At 53.5% G+C, this 16645-nt stretch carries 19 protein-coding genes and 1 pseudogene; 12 read left to right on the top strand and 8 right to left on the bottom strand.

Annotated features, from left to right (window positions below):
• Window positions 1-163: 163 nt before the first annotated feature.
• From BM181_RS13945 to BM181_RS13930, 4 genes are all read left to right on the top strand, one after another.
• Window positions 164-2050, top strand: coding sequence for a type I glutamate--ammonia ligase (locus BM181_RS13945; RefSeq protein WP_075445730.1), 1887 nt, complete (start codon window positions 164-166; stop codon window positions 2048-2050).
• A 119-nt stretch (window positions 2051-2169) separates the two neighbouring features.
• Window positions 2170-3645, top strand: coding sequence for a hypothetical protein (locus BM181_RS13940; protein WP_075445729.1), 1476 nt, complete (start codon window positions 2170-2172; stop codon window positions 3643-3645).
• A 183-nt stretch (window positions 3646-3828) separates the two neighbouring features.
• A complete protein-coding gene (locus BM181_RS13935; RefSeq protein ID WP_075445728.1) occupies window positions 3829-4287 on the top strand; it encodes a hypothetical protein in 459 nt (152 codons plus the stop codon).
• Between the two features lie 82 nt (window positions 4288-4369).
• Window positions 4370-4846, top strand: a complete 477-nt coding sequence (locus tag BM181_RS13930; RefSeq protein ID WP_075430771.1) for a hypothetical protein — start codon at window positions 4370-4372, stop codon at window positions 4844-4846.
• Between the two features lie 60 nt (window positions 4847-4906).
• Here BM181_RS13930 and BM181_RS13925 read toward each other — a convergent pair whose 3' ends face one another.
• The 8 genes from BM181_RS13925 to BM181_RS13890 all read right to left on the bottom strand — a co-directional run bounded on the left by BM181_RS13925 (window position 4907) and on the right by BM181_RS13890 (window position 11557).
• Window positions 4907-6265 (bottom strand): PTS sugar transporter subunit IIC, encoded by a 1359-nt coding sequence (locus BM181_RS13925; protein ID WP_075430768.1) that lies wholly within the window; start codon window positions 6263-6265, stop codon window positions 4907-4909.
• Window positions 6266-6468: 203 nt separating this feature from the next.
• Window positions 6469-7905, bottom strand: coding sequence for a 6-phospho-beta-glucosidase (locus BM181_RS13920; RefSeq protein WP_075445727.1), 1437 nt, complete (start codon window positions 7903-7905; stop codon window positions 6469-6471).
• 11 nt (window positions 7906-7916) lie between these two features.
• Window positions 7917-8249, bottom strand: a complete 333-nt coding sequence (locus tag BM181_RS13915) for a PTS sugar transporter subunit IIA (protein WP_075430764.1) — start codon at window positions 8247-8249, stop codon at window positions 7917-7919.
• A 10-nt stretch (window positions 8250-8259) separates the two neighbouring features.
• Window positions 8260-8559: a PTS sugar transporter subunit IIB gene (locus BM181_RS13910; protein ID WP_075430762.1), complete on the bottom strand. Its 300-nt coding sequence runs from the start codon at window positions 8557-8559 to the stop codon at window positions 8260-8262.
• Window positions 8560-8602: 43 nt separating this feature from the next.
• A complete protein-coding gene (locus BM181_RS13905; RefSeq protein WP_075445726.1) occupies window positions 8603-9973 on the bottom strand; it encodes a PTS sugar transporter subunit IIC in 1371 nt (456 codons plus the stop codon).
• Between the two features lie 199 nt (window positions 9974-10172).
• Window positions 10173-11036: a MurR/RpiR family transcriptional regulator gene (locus tag BM181_RS13900; protein ID WP_075445725.1), complete on the bottom strand. Its 864-nt coding sequence runs from the start codon at window positions 11034-11036 to the stop codon at window positions 10173-10175.
• A gap of 34 nt (window positions 11037-11070) precedes the next feature.
• On the bottom strand, window positions 11071-11268 hold the full coding sequence (locus BM181_RS13895) for a hypothetical protein (protein ID WP_075430754.1): 198 nt from the start codon (window positions 11266-11268) through the stop codon (window positions 11071-11073).
• Window positions 11269-11296: 28 nt separating this feature from the next.
• Complete coding sequence (locus tag BM181_RS13890; protein ID WP_075430752.1) at window positions 11297-11557, bottom strand: hypothetical protein; 261 nt, start codon at window positions 11555-11557, stop codon at window positions 11297-11299.
• Window positions 11558-11714: 157 nt separating this feature from the next.
• Between BM181_RS13890 and BM181_RS13885 the strand changes: the two genes are divergently transcribed.
• The 8 genes and pseudogenes from BM181_RS13885 (at window position 11715) to BM181_RS13855 (ending at window position 16545) form a co-directional block, all read left to right on the top strand.
• The gene (locus BM181_RS13885; protein WP_082336339.1) at window positions 11715-12083 is read left to right on the top strand and encodes a LysM peptidoglycan-binding domain-containing protein; all 369 of its coding nucleotides are present in this window, start codon (window positions 11715-11717) and stop codon (window positions 12081-12083) included.
• A 317-nt stretch (window positions 12084-12400) separates the two neighbouring features.
• Window positions 12401-14320, top strand: coding sequence for a threonine--tRNA ligase (thrS, locus tag BM181_RS13880; protein WP_075445724.1), 1920 nt, complete (start codon window positions 12401-12403; stop codon window positions 14318-14320).
• Between the two features lie 227 nt (window positions 14321-14547).
• Window positions 14548-14883, top strand: a complete 336-nt coding sequence (locus BM181_RS13875; protein ID WP_075445723.1) for a DUF4870 domain-containing protein — start codon at window positions 14548-14550, stop codon at window positions 14881-14883.
• A gap of 176 nt (window positions 14884-15059) precedes the next feature.
• Window positions 15060-15374, top strand: a complete 315-nt coding sequence (locus BM181_RS13870; RefSeq protein ID WP_075445722.1) for a TIGR04076 family protein — start codon at window positions 15060-15062, stop codon at window positions 15372-15374.
• A 3-nt stretch (window positions 15375-15377) separates the two neighbouring features.
• Window positions 15378-15764, top strand: coding sequence for a VOC family protein (locus tag BM181_RS13865; protein ID WP_075445721.1), 387 nt, complete (start codon window positions 15378-15380; stop codon window positions 15762-15764).
• 57 nt (window positions 15765-15821) lie between these two features.
• Window positions 15822-15941, top strand: a pseudogene (locus BM181_RS15810) (flavodoxin family protein); the annotation flags it as partial.
• A 3-nt stretch (window positions 15942-15944) separates the two neighbouring features.
• Window positions 15945-16277 (top strand): flavodoxin family protein, encoded by a 333-nt coding sequence (locus BM181_RS13860; protein ID WP_371263048.1) that lies wholly within the window; start codon window positions 15945-15947, stop codon window positions 16275-16277.
• The gene (locus BM181_RS13855) at window positions 16237-16545 is read left to right on the top strand and encodes a hypothetical protein (RefSeq protein ID WP_177207219.1); all 309 of its coding nucleotides are present in this window, start codon (window positions 16237-16239) and stop codon (window positions 16543-16545) included. Before BM181_RS13860 ends, BM181_RS13855 begins: the two co-directional genes overlap by 41 nt.
• The last annotated feature ends 100 nt before the right edge of the window (window positions 16546-16645 follow it).

Raw genomic sequence — 16645 nt, 5'->3', positions numbered from 1 at the left:
AATTTGTACCTTTACAAACAAATCGGGCTGTGTTAATATAACACCTGTAAACAAAATAACTTATGGCAACGAAGCCATGCAGGATAGGAGTCCGCGAGCCGCCCGGCTCGGGTATATTCTGTATGGCTTTTTCTGTATGTCTAAATGAAAAGGATGGTATACGATGGAAGATTTACTCTATGTAATCCCGGCAAACTCCAGCAAAGAAGAAGTGCTTGATCTCGTCAAGTCGCATCCGGAAATCAAATTCGTTTCCCTCGTCGGCGTCGATATGGCCGGCAACGATACGGATGAAAAGATCCCGGTCCGCATTTTCCTCAAGGATATCGATGATTTCTATGCCGGCACGGCTGTACAGACCGATGGTTCTTCCGTCGTACTCACGGGTATCGCTACGCTGAACAACGCCAAAGTCGATATGCCGATCGATCCGTCCGTCAACTGGTTCGTTGACTACAACATGGAATACTACGATGATGAAACGGGTAAGCCGGTCGGCACGCTGCGCATACCGTCCTTCCTCGTACATGAGGGCAAACGCGTTGACTCCCGCGCCGTTCTCGCTGACTCGATGGAATTCGTCAAAAAGGAGCTCTTGAAGCTCTTCAAAGAGAATCCGAAGATGTCCGGTCTTGAGAGCATCGATGGTAACGATGTCGTCGATATCTCCTTCACGTCGGCTACGGAGCTCGAGTTCTGGGTCAAGACGCCGCTGGAGGAAGCTGCTATCGAAGAGATGTCCGCTTCCCAGGTCATGCAGGAGCAGTATTGGGAGCGTACCCATGGTGCTGTCCGCACGGCTATGGAGACCTGCCTGCTGGAGCTTGACAAATACGGCTTCAGCGTCGAGATGGGCCATAAAGAGGTCGGCGGCCTCAAGGCACAGATTGACGAGAACGGTCATATGACCCATGTCTGTGAGCAGCTCGAGATTGACTGGCGCTTTGCTGATGCCCTGCAGGCGGCCGATAACGAAATCTTTGTCCGCACGGTGGTCAAGGAAGTATTCCGCTCCATGGGCCTCGAGGTCAGCTTCAAGGCGAAACCGATGATTGGCCTGGCTGGTAACGGTGAGCATACGCACATTGGCATGGCTGCCATCACGAAAGACGGCAAGCTCCACAACCTGTTCACGGCTGACGATCAGCTCAAAGACTTCATGAGCTCGGTGGGCTATGGTGCCATCATGGGCCTGCTCAAGAACTATGAGAGCATCAACCCGTTCGTTTCGGCTACGAATGACTCGCTGAACCGCCTCAAACCGGGCTTCGAGGCTCCGGTCTGCATCGTTACGTCGCTGGGCCACAAACCGGACCAGCCGTCCCGTAACCGTACGATCCTTGCCGGCCTTATCCGCGATCTGGGCAACCCGTATGCTACGCGTTTCGAGCTCCGCGCCTGCAACCCGTACACGAATACCTACCTCGTCCTCGCTGCCATCTACTCGGCATGCCTCGACGGCATCAAGGTCGCTGTCAAGCACACGACGGCAGAGCTCTTGGCTGAGCTTTCCAAGGAAGCTGGCGAGGAAGGCTTCTACCTCGAGAAAGACCGCGCATATCGCTCCGAGAAGGATGTCTTTGAAGACTACACCGAAGAAGAGCGTGACCGCCTGTTTGGTGCTCCGCCGGCTACGGTTTGGGAGAACATGCAGAACTTCGAGAACTATCCGGAGAAGAAAGCGGTCATTACGAGCGGCGGTGCCCTCAACGACCAGATCATCAATGCATTCCGCGATGGTGCGCTGATTCGCTGGAAGACCGAGCTCATCGCCCGCATCATTCCGGAGAACCGCGACATCGTCCGCAAGGCCCGCGAAATCAAATCCGATTTCGTTACGGATCAGGATTCCTACAACTGGAACAAAATCAACGGCATCCGCACCTATCTGGCAAAAGACAGCATCGACGAGAAATCGCTGTTCACGCTGCTCATCAACGCCCTCAACGAAGGCGACTACGCCACGGCATCGGGCCTGCAGGTCGAGATGTACGACAAAGTCGAAGAGCTCAAAGCACTCTACGATTCCTATTCCAAGAATATGATTTGATAGGTTCCTATCGGTAAGACGAGACCATCCTTTGTGGGTGGTCTCTTTTTTGTCTTATATTTTTTACGGAAGATTCGATATATAGAAGAGAGGGGAAGTGCGTCAAGGAGGATGATTGCATGATGATTGGCACCAAAGAGGCGGCCAGTGCTGGCTTTATCGACTACCAGCTAAGTGCCGCCAATAAGGCAGACAGTAAGGCAAAAAATCAGAGCGATGCGGCCGCTGCGCCGTCTTTTCTGACGGCACCGGCTTACCAGGTGGATATCGCCGCCAATTTGCTGGAAGGCATATCGACACGCGTACAGGGAGGGAAGGTCTGGCTGGAGCCAGCCAATAGTGCTTACGCGCCCTATACGCCCTATGGAAAGGGCTGGACGCGGGAGGATGAGCTGTCGGCGCTGGAGCGTGGCATTGCCTATTATCAGCAGTGCAATGAAAGGTATTATTCACAGGGCAGTCCTTATGACCCCGAGGCGGATAAAAAGCGGCTGGAGCAAATCGTTTCGGAGATTCCGAAAGGCGAATTGTCGCAGGTGCCGGCGACTTATAAGGAGTTAGGTTTGCCGGCAATCGAGCAGGATTTTGCCATAGCGGACAAGCCGCCAGCAACGGCTGCGGCTACGTCTGCCGAGGTTCTTGATACATCGGCAAGCCTCTATACGCCAGTAACGGAAATTGCTACGAAGCATTACCGCTGGACGGAGGCGACGGGCATCGAGGAAACCCTGACGCAGGAGCAGGAGATCGCAAACGGGAAGTCCGTAGTCCGTCAGTGGATGCAGGGATATATCACCGATACCGTCGGCGAGATACTAAAACCCCATGCGACTTATGAAGAAGCCTATGCGGCGCTTTATGGGGATGCGGTATCGGCACCCGTAGTGACCTTCAACGAAGAGACGTTTTGCTATGATATGCGGATGAAAAATACGCAGGGGGGTGCCTTTGGCGTACTGGCCACACAGCTGAACCGTTTTTTGGAGGATTACGGCAAGGATGACTCGTTTTACGATACATTAGCCAGCGCCTTGAATGAACTCGACCCGCAAGGGGAGAATGATATCGTCAATCAAATCCGCAAGATGATAAATCAGGTAAAGGGTGGCAGTCCCATTGACACCGAGAGCGAATCCTTCCAAGAAGAAGTGCAGGATGCTATCGCTAAGACCTTTGGCGGTTCGGTACAAACTGCCAAAGCCAAGCAGAAGCAAAAGCAGGACCACAAGCAGGAAGAAGCGCAGGGACTTGACTATCTCGCTATGCAGCGCCGCCAGGCTGAGGAGGAAGGACAGCTGTTGGATGCTCTGCTGGGCAAGGAGAACGATAAGCAGGCGGAGTCCGCCGGGGATGTATTGCGCAGCCGCAAGCCAGCGGGCAGGGATATGGAGTTCACGGATAAGCTCCGGCGCGTAGACGAGCGCGAGGCACCACGCCAGCCCTTTGTGTTTATCACCGATGAGGATGATAAGGGGCCAGGCCTGCCGGCTGAAGAAATCCAGCAGCAGGAACAGATGCATACTGCCTGGCAGAAAATCAGCAAGCGTTTGGCTGAGAGATTTGCCGCCGAAAGGCAGGAATGGCAGCAACGATAATAAGCGAACGAAAGCCGCTATCGAGAGATCACTCGATGGCGGCTTTTTGATGGGGGAGATTTAATGGTATTTTAAAGCTGGTATAAATTTCTTTGAAAACCAGTCCGTTATCATTGAGTGGAAACGCAAGAGGAAAAAGAAGAATAGGTTCAGAAGATTGATAGGAGCAAGGAGGATGCAGTGATGGATGTAGGACAGGTTTATCAGAAATTGGTTGAGAGTATGGATCATGTAGCAGACGAGCTTACGGAAAGAGGCAATAAAGGCCTCATCCGGACCCTTGGCTACTACAATGGTGACGATGGCACAGGGTTTGATTGGGCCATGAATGGACGTACCTGTGAGTTTGGCTATGATTATAAAGGTTCGTCATTATATGCGGTCAAAGCCTGGGTGGGCAGCAATGGGGTAATCACTGTGTATGGTTACGATTTCGATGCCATGGCCCCAGCCATAGAAAAGAAGATAAACTTGGAGAGCATCACCAAGGCGGAAGGCTTTGCGGCTTTGCTGGATGAAGAATTGGACAGCAAGGCGGTGTTTGATGCGCGGTTCCGGCTGGATTCGTTTGTGGTGCCAGATGATGTCGTCACAGCCTTCCATTCCGCCATGACAGAGGAGTGGGATGACGAGGAGGAATGAGTGGCAGTGCTTGTGGGATTTGACGCTGGCGCGGTTCTTTGTATATGATAGAGGGGAATAAGGCAGAGATGGGGGAATCGCTATGAAAGATGAGCAGTATATACAGGCCTTGTATGAAGAGGCAGTGGAACAGGCCGCAGACTTTGCGGCCTACGATGAGCAGCGGGCGGAGATTGCGGCGCTGCACCGCCACTATGCGGTACAGCTGGGGAATATCCTCGAGATTGCGCCGGCGGAAACGGAGGAACAGATTGCCGTGCTGACGAGGAAGCTGGCGGCAGTGAACGTGGCCCAGTCCATGGAACCGCAAGCCCGCTTGCAGCGCGAGGTGGACCGTATCCTTGACGGATCGGTGCGTTTCTCCGAGGAGGAATACCGTCACTTGATCGGGTGCCTGGGCGAGTTTGAGGAATTGATGGACTTGCCGCTCTACGATATCCTGCAGAATACCGCCTGGCAAATCTTGCAGGCACTGCATCCGCAGCTTGAGAGCTATGAACTGGAAGGGCTGCTGATGGAGGATGTCCAGCAGATTTTGAAAAAGCAGTCATTGGGCTGAGAACGAGAATACGCCTGACCGGTCAATGGACCAGTCAGGCGTATTCTTATGGGGAAGGCATCAGAGCTGCGTCTGCGGGACGCCCTCTGCTTCGTCGTTGTTTTTGTGGGGCTGTTTTGCTGCATCGGCGGCCTGCTCTTCTTTGAGCATGACGTTATCCTGCATGCGGACGAACGGATAGTAGACGATGGTGGACATCACGATCGTTGCAAGCTGCACCACAGCGCCCTGCCAGCCGTTCAAGAGGAAGCCGGCGATGATGGGCGGGGCGGTCCAGGGAACTTGTACGGCACTGAAGGGAGCCATGAACCCGACGACAATCGAGGCGTAGGTCATGACGAGGGCAATCAGCGGGACGAGCACGAAGGGAATCAAAAGGTACGGATTGAAGACAATCGGCAGACCGAAGATAATCGGCTCGTTGATGTTGAAGAACCCAGGAACCGTGGCCAGTTTCGTCAGCGATTTGAGCTGTGAGGATTTGGCCGAGAGCCAGCTGGCAATCAGCAGGCCAAAGGTCAGGCCGCAGCCGCCAGTCTTGACCATGAAGTCGACCTGGCAGGTGATGATCTTGGCATCGGGGTTGCCCGCCAGCTGCATGCCCATGTCCAGAAGATGCTGGTTATCGAGCGAGTTGGCAATGAGAATTGGGCTTACGACGCCGCCAACGACGTTCGGGCCATGGATGCCGGCCCAGAACAGGATGCTTTCGAGCGCTTCGATGATCGATCCGCCGATCAGTGTGTCCGAAAGGCCCTGCAGCGGCGTCTGGATGATTTTGAAGATGAGTTCGGGCAGCGTCGTTGCGCCGAGGTAGTGGCAGAGACCGTAGAGGATGGAGGCGCCGGTGAAGAGCGCCATGCCCGGCGTCAGCGCCTCAAAGGCTTTGGCTACGCCGCTGGGGACTGCGTCCGGCATCTTGATGCCGATGTGGTTCTTTTCGCAGTAGCAGAAAATCCAGGAGGCGGCAAAGCTCACGAGAATCGCCGTGATGACGCCATTGCTGCCCGCCCAGGCTTTCGGGATGATGTCGCCGACGGTCTCGCCAGCCTTCGTGGTCAGCGAGGGCGGCAGCAGGATCAGGAACGTCGAGAGCGAGAGAATCGAAGCCATGATGGCATCGCAGCCTTCGGATTCCACGTATTTATAGGTGACGGCAAGCACGACAACCAAGGCGAGTACGCTGAAGGTGCCACCGGCCACGGCGTTGAGCGGAGCGGTCCAGTCGGGGCCGAACAGGCTGGCCATGAATTCCGGATATCCGGGAATCGGCAGGTTAGCCAGCAGCAGGAATACCGAGCCGCAGACCGTAAAAGGAGTGGTCATGATAAAACCGTCACGCAGGGCCGCTACGGCACGGATTTCGGCGAAGCGTCCCATGAAGTCAACGAATTTATCAAAGAGTTCTTGTTTTGTCATTTCGTTTCCCTCTTTCGATAGTGGTGGATAGGCGGATAAATAAGTGCTAGTTGTGCTGTCTTAAGACAATATAACTATAACATATCCCTTCTTTTATGGGCAATTGTCCGAGGATGGTTTGACACAATGCTTTAGATAAAACAATAAAAAATGCGAAACAACTGTAACGTTGTTCCGCATTTTTTTTATTAAAGGGTATTGGCTTAGTCGTTGGTGAGGTCTTCGCCGTTGGTGGCGATGACTTTCTTGTACCAGTGGAAGGACTTCTTGCGGGAGCGCTTGAGCGTGCCGTTGCCTTCATTGTCTTTATCGACATAGATGAAGCCGTAGCGTTTCTCCATCTCGCCGGTACCAGCCGAGACGAGGTCGATCGGGCCCCAAGGGCAGTAGCCCCAGAGGTCGACACCGTCTTCGTCGATGGCTTTCTTCATCTCGCGGATATGGGCCTGGAAGTAGGCGATACGGGCATCATCGTGGATCTCGCCGTTCGCGTCAGGCTCCTCGTGCAGGCCGATGCCGTTTTCGACAATCATCAGCGGCAGGTCGTAGCGTTCCTGTAGCAGGTTCAGCATATAGCGCAGGCCAATTGGGTCAATCGGCCAGCCCCAGTCGGATTTCTTGAGGTAGGGGTTTTCCACGCCCGTGGCGAAGCCGCCCTGCAGCTCCTTAAAGCGGCTCTTGTCGCCGGAGGTCGCCGAGCTCATGTAGTAGCTGAAGGCGAAGTAGTCGACTTTTCCTTGCTCGAGGATGTCCAGGTCGCCTTCCTCCATCTGCACCTTGTAGCCCTTGTTCTCCCAGAACTTGAGGATGTAGGACGGATAGCGGCCGCGGGCCTGCACATCGCCGAAGAAATAGCTCTTGTCCATTTCCTTGAGGGCTGCAATCTGGTCCTCAGGGCGGCAGGTCTCCGGATAGGTCGGGCCCATGGCGAGCATGCAGCCAATCTTGAATTCCGGATTGATCTTGTGTCCCTCGATGACGGCTTTGGCCGAAGCCAGGAACTCGTGGTGAGCGACCTGGAACAGCGTCTGGTACTTGTCTTCATCCTCGCCATAGAGGATGCCGGAGTTCGTGAATGCCGTAAACGGTACGTTCACCTCGCGCTGGTTGTTGATTTCGTTGAAGGTCATCCAGAATTTGACCTTGTCTTTATAGCGTTTGAAGCAGGTGACGGCAAAGCGGACGAACATGTCGACGAGCTTGCGGTTGCGCCAGCCGCCGTATTCCGTGACAAGATGGTAGGGCATCTCGAAGTGGGAGAGGGTGACGACCGGCTCCATGCCGTTCTTGTGCATCTCGTCGAAGAGGTCGTCGTAGAACTTCAGGCCGGCTTCGTTTGGCTCCAGCTCATCACCATTCGGGAAGATGCGCGTCCAGGCAATGCTGGTGCGGAAGCATTTGAAGCCCATCTCGCCGAGCATGGCGAGATCTTCTTTGTAGGTGTGGTAGAAATCGATGCCCTCATGGTTCGGATAATTCTTGCCCGGCAGGACACCGTCGGTGATCTCACGCGGCACACCATGACGGCCTGCGGTCATGACATCGGCAACGCTTACGCCTTTGCCACCTTCCTGCCAGCCGCCTTCAAGCTGATGGGCAGCGACCGCGCCGCCCCATAAGAAACCTTTTGGAAAACCCATAGTATATTACCTCACTTGATTTTTTCTTCTAATGCTTCGATGCGCTTGTAGGCATCGATGAATTCGAGGGCAATCGTCTTGAAAGCCTCGGCGCTCATCAGCTGATCTTCAGCATGGAGAATCAAGAGCGAGAGCGTGCTGCCAGGGCCGCCCTGGGCCTCCTGGGTAAGCAGGCCCGCATGGGCGTCGTGGCCTTCGACGAACATCTCGTCGCCTTCCTTGATGAGCTTTTCGGCAGCGTCAAAATGGCCCTGTTTCGCTTCCTGAATGGCCTCGATGTAAGAACTGCGGGCCGTGCCGACTGAGGAGATAATCTGGAATGCGGTGAGTTCAAGTCCTTCCATTGTGCTCACCTCACGCCATCAAGCCCTGAGCGAATTTGAGCACGCCGGCGCCATCCATGCGGCCGTACATGCGCATGTCGATGGCATCGACCGGGATACCCGGGCACTGCTCGGCAATCTTGTTCTTCTGGAAGCGGACCTGGGGGCCAAGCAGGATGACATCGGCATCGGCAGCCTTGGTCGTAGCCTCGGACGTCGGGTAAGCAGCAATCTCACATTCATAGGATTCGGCCGCAGCGGCTTCCTGCATTTTCTTGACGAGCATGCTCGTGGACATACCAGCGGCGCAAAGCAGAATGATCTTTTTCATGATGAATCTTCCTTTCAAAAAACGTGTAGAACTATTGGTATATTTAATGCTGAATCTGAGGATGACCCTCGGGTTCGGTATTGCCGGAGTGAGCATCCGTCTGAGCTTCGGACTGATCCATATCCTGCTCTTCTTTGAGCATGGCTCTGTCCTGGGCACGGACGAACGGGAAGTAGACGGCCGTAGCCATCGTGATGATGATGATCTGAACGACAGCACCCTGCCAGCCATTAAGGAGCAGGCCAGCGATGATGGGCGGCGTCGTCCAAGGTACCTGTACGGCGCTGAACGGATTCATGAAGCCGATGGCGATCGAGACATAGGAGATGACGAGAGCGAGCAGCGGTACGAGTACGAACGGAACGAGCAGGTACGGATTGAAGACGATCGGCAGACCGAAGATGATCGGCTCGTTGATGTTGAAGATGCCCGGTACCGTGGCGAGCTTCGTGATGGATTTCATCTGCTGGGATTTCGAGGAGAGCCAGCTGGCGATCAAGAGACCGAAGGTCAGGCCGCAGCCGCCGGATTTGATGAAGACATCGTTGATCTGGCAAGTGATGATCTTTGCATCCGGGTTGCCAGCCAGCTGCATGCCCATGTCGATGAGATGCTGGTTGTCCAGAGAGTTAGCAATCAGGATCGGGTTGACTACGCCGCCAACGACATTCGGGCCATGGATGCCAGCCCAGAACAGGATGCTCTGCAGTGCCGCGATGATTGATCCACCAATCAGCGTATCGGAAAGTCCCTGCAAAGGTGTCTTGACAATCTTGAAGATGAGTTCCGGGAACGTCGTAGCACCGACGAAGTGGCAGAGGCCGTAGATGACCGAGCCGCAGGTGAAGAGGATCATGCCCGGCGTCAGTGCCTCAAAGGCTTTGGCTACGCCGCCTGGTACCGCATCCGGCATCTTGATGCCGATGTGATTCTTCTCGCAGTAGCAGAAAACCCAGGAGACGAGGAAGCTGATGATGATGGCGGTGATGACGCCATTGCTGCCAGCCCAGGCCTTCGGGATGATGTCACCGACCGTTTCGCCGCCTTTGGTGACGAGTGTCGGCGGCAGGACAATCAGGAAAGTAGAAAGTGCGAGGATGGAGGCCATGATGGCATCGCAGCCTTCGCCTTCCACGTATTTGTAGGTGATAGCGAGTACGGCGATAAGTGCGAGGATGCTGAAGGTTGCACCCGATACAGCGTTGAGTGGTGCTGTCCAATCCGGACCAAACAGGCCAGCCATGAATTCGGCATAGCCGGGTATCGGAAGATTGGCAAGCAGCAGGAATACCGAGCCGCAGATCGTGAACGGCGTTGTCATGATGAAGCCATCGCGAAGGGCTGCCACCGCGCGGATTTCGGCGAAGCGTCCCATGAAGTCGATGAACTTGTCGAAGAGTTCTTGTTTTGTCATGTTAAATTCCCCTTTTTTAACCTTGTAAACAATAAAACTGTTTCAACCTGTATGAACTTGTTTGCCTTAAGACAATTCTTACTATAACGGATAGTTTTTATTGTTTCAATAGGTTTGCGGCACTGTGGGGCGCTGTTTTAGAGAAAGTAATAAAAAGGCGAAACGTATGAAACAACGTTTCGCCAAGGATATCTCCCTGTTACCAGATGCGATTGCTCTCATCGACGTGGCCGATGTAGTTCTCGAAGTTATTGTAGAAGGTCTCTGCCTCGCTGAAATTGCGGGAGAGGATGATGCCGAACAGGACATCCATATAGTAGCGCACGCCGACGCTGAAGATGCTGCCGCCGAAGTCGAGATAGTCGACGGTATTGGCGACGTAGAGAAACTCGTCACAGAGATGCGCAAGGGTCGTATCGCGGGACACGGAGAACAGCACCGTGCGGATACCGCGATCCTTGAGCACACGAGCTGCGCGGATGAGCCGCTTGTTGACGCCGGAACGGCTGATGATGATGGCCAGATGGGACTTGTCGCAGTTGAGGGCTGCGGCGATCTGGCTGTTCATGGCGTTGTGGGCGACGGCATTGCATTTGACCTGCAGCAGGTTGTAGACAGATGTCTGGGCCAGCTGATAGTTCTGGTCGTAAGCGTAGAAGTCAACGACCGAGGCATCCATCATCCACTGGGCGATGCGCGTCACCTGCTCGAGGTCCATTTCGTTCTTGGTTTCGTCGATGGCCTCGACCTGCAGCTCGGCCATGATGCGGACGATTTCGGCAGGCTGGCTCTTATCGGTGATGGGGCGGTGGATGATGCGGTTTTTGCGCGGCATCACGCGGTTGATCTCGCTGGTGAACTTGATCTTGAATTCGTTGTAGCCCTTGAGGCCGAGCTTTTGGCAGAGCCGGAATACGGCTGCCGGGCTCGTGTAGGTTTTCTCCGCCAGCTCCCGCGTGGTCATCGCGGCGATCTCGGCGGGGTGGGCGAGCATGTACTGGACGATGTTCTGCTCAGTAGATGAAAAGCGTTCGTTTTCATGCAGCGCTTTGAGTAGCTTCATGACAGACGCTCCTTTCAGCTGGATTCACGTGTGATTACTGGACCAGGCGGCTCGACAGATTCGTGAGTGCCACCATGAGGGCGAAGACGGCTGCGCCGCCAGCAAGATAGAGCAGGCAGTAGCCGTACTTCTTCTCCGCACCATAGCCCTTGACGTTCTCCCAGACGATGTTGAGGGTGAGCAGGGCAAAGAAGAAGCAGGCGGCCTGCACGAGATAATGGATGATCTGCATAGAAAAAACTCCTGATTGATGGTTTGTTTCAGTAAATATGATAGACCTTCCACGGAATCTGATCGACGCGGATGGTCTTGAGGAAATCAACGATGTCCTTACGGCCATAATAATGCGGATTGCCGCTGCTATCCTGGCTCATGAGGATGATCGGCATGTTCGGAAAGAACTGCGAGAGCTCCTGCCGTGTCTTGATGAGGCGCGTCGTGTACATGGTCACGGACTGCTTGACAGCGATGACGGCAAAGGTCACGCCCTGTTCGATGATGACAGCGCCATGGATATTCATGGAGAGACTCCTTTCTGACAGGTCAGATCTGACTGGTCAATCTTCTGTCTTTATTGTAGCAAAGGGGGAACATAGCGACAAGAGAAAAAATGTTCGCAAAAAGTATTGCAGGAATGAATGTTCTATGCTAGAATAAGAACAAAGTTTTGGAGAAGACATGTTTGAGGAAAATGTGTTTTGGAATAATATGCTCGATAATGGAGGCGTGAGCATCATGGAGTGCATGAAGAAAAGATTCTTTCAGCTGGCTGTCATTCTGGTGGCCGCAGTGGCATTTATGCCGTTTCATCTGACGAACGATTACCTGCGCAGCAGCGATTTCGATACGGTGACCATCAAGCAGAACGACAGCGTCTGGTCGCTGGCCGCGCGTTATACGACCAATGAGAAACGGGCCGCCGAGCTGCGGCAGGCCATCATCGAAGTGAATGGCCTGGCACCGGACGGCAGCGGACTGCGTCTCGGCCAGCAGTTGCAGGTGCCTGTGCTGGGGCGAAGCGAAAGCCCGCAAGTGGCAGAAAAATAATCGGCAAATCCCTTGACAGAAGCAGGGAAGGCTCCTATAATAGGGAACATCAAAGCAAAGACGAAGACACGACGGCAGATAAGCGTCTCTAAGAGAAGGATGCATTTGGTGCGAGCATCCCGGGATGGCAGCTGCGGCCACCACTTCGGAGCTGTTTTGCTGAAGCCTTGGGGTGTGTAGGCGAGACCGGAGACTTTTCCGTTATCAAAGACTGAGTGGCTTTCCTATTGGCAGGAGAGCAATTTGGGTGGAACCACGATGCGTTAGCTTCGTCCCTATCTAGGGACGGAGCTTTTTTATTTTAAGGAGGGTTTTTCATGTTAAAGATTACGCTCAAAGACGGCGCAGTCCGCGAAGTCGAAGAAGGCAAAAGCATTCTCGAGTTCGTCAAAGAAGTAAGCAACAGCCTGGCTAAAAAAGTCCTGGCTGCTAAAGTAGATGGTGAGACGAAAGACCTCACGACGGTCCTGACGAAGGACTGCCAGGTAGATTTCCTGACGTTTGAAGAGGCTGATGGCCGCTGGGCTCTGCGCCATACGGCATCCCATATCCTTGCACAGGCCGTAAAACGCCTCTATAAAGACCAGAATGTCAAGCTGGCCATCGGACCGGCTATCGACAATGGCTTCTACTACGATATCGATATGGACAAGCAGCTCGGCGAGGCTGATCTCAAGGATATCGAAAAAGAAATGAAGAAAATCGTCAAAGAGAACCTCAAACTCGAGCGTAAAGAAGTCAGCCGTGCCGATGCCCTCAAGATGTTCGAGGAGATGGGCGAGAGCTACAAGGTCGAGCTCATCAACGACCTGCCGGAAGATGCGCTGATCACGCTCTACACCCAGGGCGAGTTCACGGATCTCTGCGCTGGCCCGCACGTCGTATCGACGGGCAAGGTCAAGGCACTGAAGCTCCAGAGCGTTGCTGGTGCTTACTGGCGCGGCAGCGAGAAGAACAAGATGCTTCAGCGCATCTATGGTACGGCCTTCGAGAAACAGGCTGACCTCGATGAATACCTGCACATGCTCGAAGAGGCAGCGAAGCGCGACCACCGCAAGCTCGGCAAAGAGCTCGACCTCTTCAGCCTGCATGAGGAAGGCCCGGGCTTCCCGTTCTTCCATCCAAACGGCATGGTTGTCCGCAACGAGCTCATCAACTACTGGCGCGAAGTCCATCGCCGCTATGGCTACCAGGAAATCAAGACGCCGATGATCATGAACCGCAAGCTCTGGGAGACTTCCGGTCACTGGGATCACTACAAAGAGAACATGTACTTCACGCAGATTGACGGTGAGGACTATGCGGTAAAACCGATGAACTGCCCGGGTGGCATGCTGGTCTACAAATCCCACCAGCACAGCTACCGTGACCTGCCGCTGCGCCTCGGCGAGCTCGGTATCGTTCACCGCCATGAGCTCTCGGGTGCACTGCACGGCCTGTTCCGCGTCCGCAACTTCACGCAGGATGATGCGCATCTGTTCCTGACGCCGAACCAGATCGAGGAAGAGATTCAGCATACGATTGACCTGTTCGATGAAGTCTATAGCACGTTCGGCCTCACGTATACGGCTGAGCTCTCCACGCGTCCGGAGGATTCCATGGGTTCGGATGAAATCTGGGAGAGTGCAACGGAAGCCCTGCGCAATGCCCTCGAGCATCGCGGCCTCAAATACGTCATCAACGAAGGTGACGGTGCTTTCTACGGCCCGAAAATCGACTTCCATCTGCGCGATTCCATCGGCCGTACGTGGCAGTGCGGTACGATCCAGCTCGACATGCTGATGCCGGAGAAATTCGACCTCACGTATGTCGGCGAGGATGGCGAGAAACATCGTCCGGTCATGCTGCATCGCGTTGTTTACGGTTCGATTGAGCGCTTCATCGGCATCCTCATCGAGAACTATGCCGGTGCCTTCCCGACGTGGCTCGCTCCGGTACAGGTCCGCATCCTGCCGATTACGGAGAAACACGCAGACTACGCCTATGAGCTCAAGAAGAAAATGTTTGACCTCGGCCTGCGCGTAGAGGTTGACGACCGCAATGAGAAGGTCGGCTACAAGATTCGCGAAAGCCAGGTCAAAAAGACGCCGTACACGCTCGTTGTTGGTGATCAGGAAGTTGCTGATAAGACGGCAGCTGTCCGCAAACGCGGCGTACAGGAAAGCGCGACGATGAAGATTGATGACTTCATTGCCTATGTACAGGAAAAAATCGCCAGCAAGAGCGAAGAATTCTGATCAATCCGGTAAGCGAATGACCGGTCAGATCGCTGCTGCTTGACATGTCAGCTTTTTGACATGTCAAGCGGATAGGCTCCCCTTATGAGAGACAGTGAGACTGTCATCATAAGGGGAGTATTTTTATGCTGCGCAAAAGGCATCCATATCCCTGCCTGACAGGGCGCAGCTTCTTGCTAAAAACGTATGGGCATGATACACTCCTTGTAAGAAAGGGGTTGTTACTCATGATAGATGGCAAACAAAAAGTGCTGGCGCTGGCGGCTCACATCGGCTACCTGTTCTTCGGCGTTGGCTATATATTGGTTCCGCTGGTACTGTATCTGATTTACGATAAGCAGGATGCTTTCATCGCCCAGCATGCCAAGCAGGCATTGATGGCCCAGGCTATCTTTGGCGTGGTCAGTGCTGTGGTCACCGGGCTTACCGTCCTGTTGATAGGCCTGTTCCTCTGGCCGCTGCTCCTTTTGCTGGGGGGAGTATGGTTCTGCTGCTCCATAATCGCCTGCTTCAAGGTAATCAACGAAAAAGAGTACCACTATCCGTTATTGGGACGGTTTTGATAGTTTCTGCAATGCTTGACATCTGACAGTTCGGTTTGACGTGTCAGATGTCTTTTTGTTGTGTGAAGGAGCGCGGCCTATGCATGCAAGCAGGAATGAAACACGGAGTCTTGGTCTTTGCGCCTGATGCGGGCTGTGATAGAATTAGCTTAGAGAAGCGGAATGGAGGGCTGGGCATGAAAAAAGTACGGATAACGGTGATGCGGAAAGCTTGCTATCAGGATCTGATGGCGCAATACGAAAATCCCATCGAGCACGCCTGTGACATCGAGGAAGGGGCGGTGTTCATCGCCAACGGCTGGCAGCGGCCGGAGGGCATGTGCGAAAGCGCTTGGGAATCCATGTCTCCCTTCGTCATGGGGCTGGCCCATGGTGCCGAGGACTTTTACGATGGCTGGATGAAAAATCCCCGTTCGGCTATGATTTCCTGCAACGATGGTTTTCGTCCGGTCAGCTTTCTGGTGGAAACGATGGATGAGGATGCGGATTAAGGTATGAAAATAACTCGATTAGACCATTTCGTAGTGACAACAGAGCATTTAGATGAGTGTCTGAACTTCTACTCTGATGTGCTGGGGATGGATATTGACAGAAACAATAACCGCTATGCCTTGCGCTTTGGCAAACAGAAAATCAATATCCACACAAGGAAAGCGGAATTTTTGCCAGCCGCTAGATACCCTCAATGTGGCTCCCTTAATATCTGCTTTGTCATCGATGAACCGATAGAAGTAGTCTATCAGGAGTTGAAGTCAAAGGGCGTAGCATTGGAGACAGGCATTGTGGAGCGTAATGGAGCCATGGGCAGGATGAAGAGCATTTACCTCCGTGACCCGGACGGAAATCTGATAGAACTTTGTATGTACGAGGAGACCGATTAACTTTGTATGTACGAGGAGACCGATTGATGAAAGCAGCGATAGTTTTATGATTCAAGAATCCATACCACGGAGAAGGCAGCAGACTTTATTGCCGAGGGGCTGAAGTCTGTTGATGATATTGAGGCACGGTGCTTCAATATTGATGAGGCAGATTTTGAGTATATCCAGCAGTCCCATTTGGTGATATTTGGCTCGCCGACTTATATGGCATCTGTTACGGCAAAGATGAAGAGCTGGTTGGAGGGCAATGCTGGCAAGCTGAAGCTGGCCGGCAAGCTCGGTGGTGCTTATGCTACGGAGCAGTATATTCATGGTGGAGCGGAAAATGCCATCCAGGAAATGCTGGTCTTTATGCTGGTCATGGGCATGATGACATACTCTGGCGGCTCTGCCTGTGGAAAGCCCGTAATTCATCTTGGACCGGTAGGCATGAGTCAGGACATTGAAAGCTTTAAGGAGTTGTTTGTAACCTATGGGCAGCGGATGGGCGAGCAGTTGCTTAAGATACGATGAGGCGTTCGAACAGGCTGAAGCAAGCAATATCAAGGGCGTTTTCGTCGCCAACCAAATCAACGATTTCACGGAAGAATGGTGTGCCCGGAAAAAAGACGTACTGGCTATCTTGGATACTTTCAGGAAAGGCGATAAGGTTTCGCTCGTCACCGACTATGATGCCTATAAGCAAAAGCATGAGGGTGTCAGCAAACTGAAATACAACCGCAACGCCAAAGAGGCTGTGGTCGAGCTCATAGAGAAAATCCGGCCGTTGCGGGAAAAGTAAATGCAAAGGGGCTGTGAAATAACACATCCCTAGTAACAAAGGCGGTCCGCTGACTCAAAAGAGTCGGCGGACCGCCTTTTATGGTAAAATTTACATACCA

It is taken from the genome of Pseudoselenomonas ruminantium, assembly GCF_900113715.1.
Taxonomy (GTDB): Bacteria; Bacillota; Negativicutes; order Selenomonadales; family Selenomonadaceae; genus Selenomonas_A; species Selenomonas_A caprae.
This window is presented reverse-complemented; position numbering and strand designations above follow the sequence as displayed.

Coding starts and splice junctions, on each gene's coding strand:
- BM181_RS13945 (WP_075445730.1), top strand. CDS start 164: ATGGAAGATTTACTCTATGTAATCCCGGCAAACTCCAGCAAAGAAGAA.
- BM181_RS13940 (WP_075445729.1), top strand. CDS start 2,170: ATGATGATTGGCACCAAAGAGGCGGCCAGTGCTGGCTTTATCGACTAC.
- BM181_RS13935 (WP_075445728.1), top strand. CDS start 3,829: ATGGATGTAGGACAGGTTTATCAGAAATTGGTTGAGAGTATGGATCAT.
- BM181_RS13930 (WP_075430771.1), top strand. CDS start 4,370: ATGAAAGATGAGCAGTATATACAGGCCTTGTATGAAGAGGCAGTGGAA.
- BM181_RS13925 (WP_075430768.1), bottom strand. CDS start 6,265: ATGACAAAACAAGAACTCTTTGATAAATTCGTTGACTTCATGGGACGC.
- BM181_RS13920 (WP_075445727.1), bottom strand. CDS start 7,905: ATGGGTTTTCCAAAAGGTTTCTTATGGGGCGGCGCGGTCGCTGCCCAT.
- BM181_RS13915 (WP_075430764.1), bottom strand. CDS start 8,249: ATGGAAGGACTTGAACTCACCGCATTCCAGATTATCTCCTCAGTCGGC.
- BM181_RS13910 (WP_075430762.1), bottom strand. CDS start 8,559: ATGAAAAAGATCATTCTGCTTTGCGCCGCTGGTATGTCCACGAGCATG.
- BM181_RS13905 (WP_075445726.1), bottom strand. CDS start 9,973: ATGACAAAACAAGAACTCTTCGACAAGTTCATCGACTTCATGGGACGC.
- BM181_RS13900 (WP_075445725.1), bottom strand. CDS start 11,036: ATGAAGCTACTCAAAGCGCTGCATGAAAACGAACGCTTTTCATCTACT.
- BM181_RS13895 (WP_075430754.1), bottom strand. CDS start 11,268: ATGCAGATCATCCATTATCTCGTGCAGGCCGCCTGCTTCTTCTTTGCC.
- BM181_RS13890 (WP_075430752.1), bottom strand. CDS start 11,557: ATGAATATCCATGGCGCTGTCATCATCGAACAGGGCGTGACCTTTGCC.
- BM181_RS13885 (WP_082336339.1), top strand. CDS start 11,715: ATGTTTGAGGAAAATGTGTTTTGGAATAATATGCTCGATAATGGAGGC.
- thrS (WP_075445724.1), top strand. CDS start 12,401: ATGTTAAAGATTACGCTCAAAGACGGCGCAGTCCGCGAAGTCGAAGAA.
- BM181_RS13875 (WP_075445723.1), top strand. CDS start 14,548: ATGATAGATGGCAAACAAAAAGTGCTGGCGCTGGCGGCTCACATCGGC.
- BM181_RS13870 (WP_075445722.1), top strand. CDS start 15,060: ATGAAAAAAGTACGGATAACGGTGATGCGGAAAGCTTGCTATCAGGAT.
- BM181_RS13865 (WP_075445721.1), top strand. CDS start 15,378: ATGAAAATAACTCGATTAGACCATTTCGTAGTGACAACAGAGCATTTA.
- BM181_RS13855 (WP_177207219.1), top strand. CDS start 16,237: ATGGGCAGCGGATGGGCGAGCAGTTGCTTAAGATACGATGAGGCGTTC.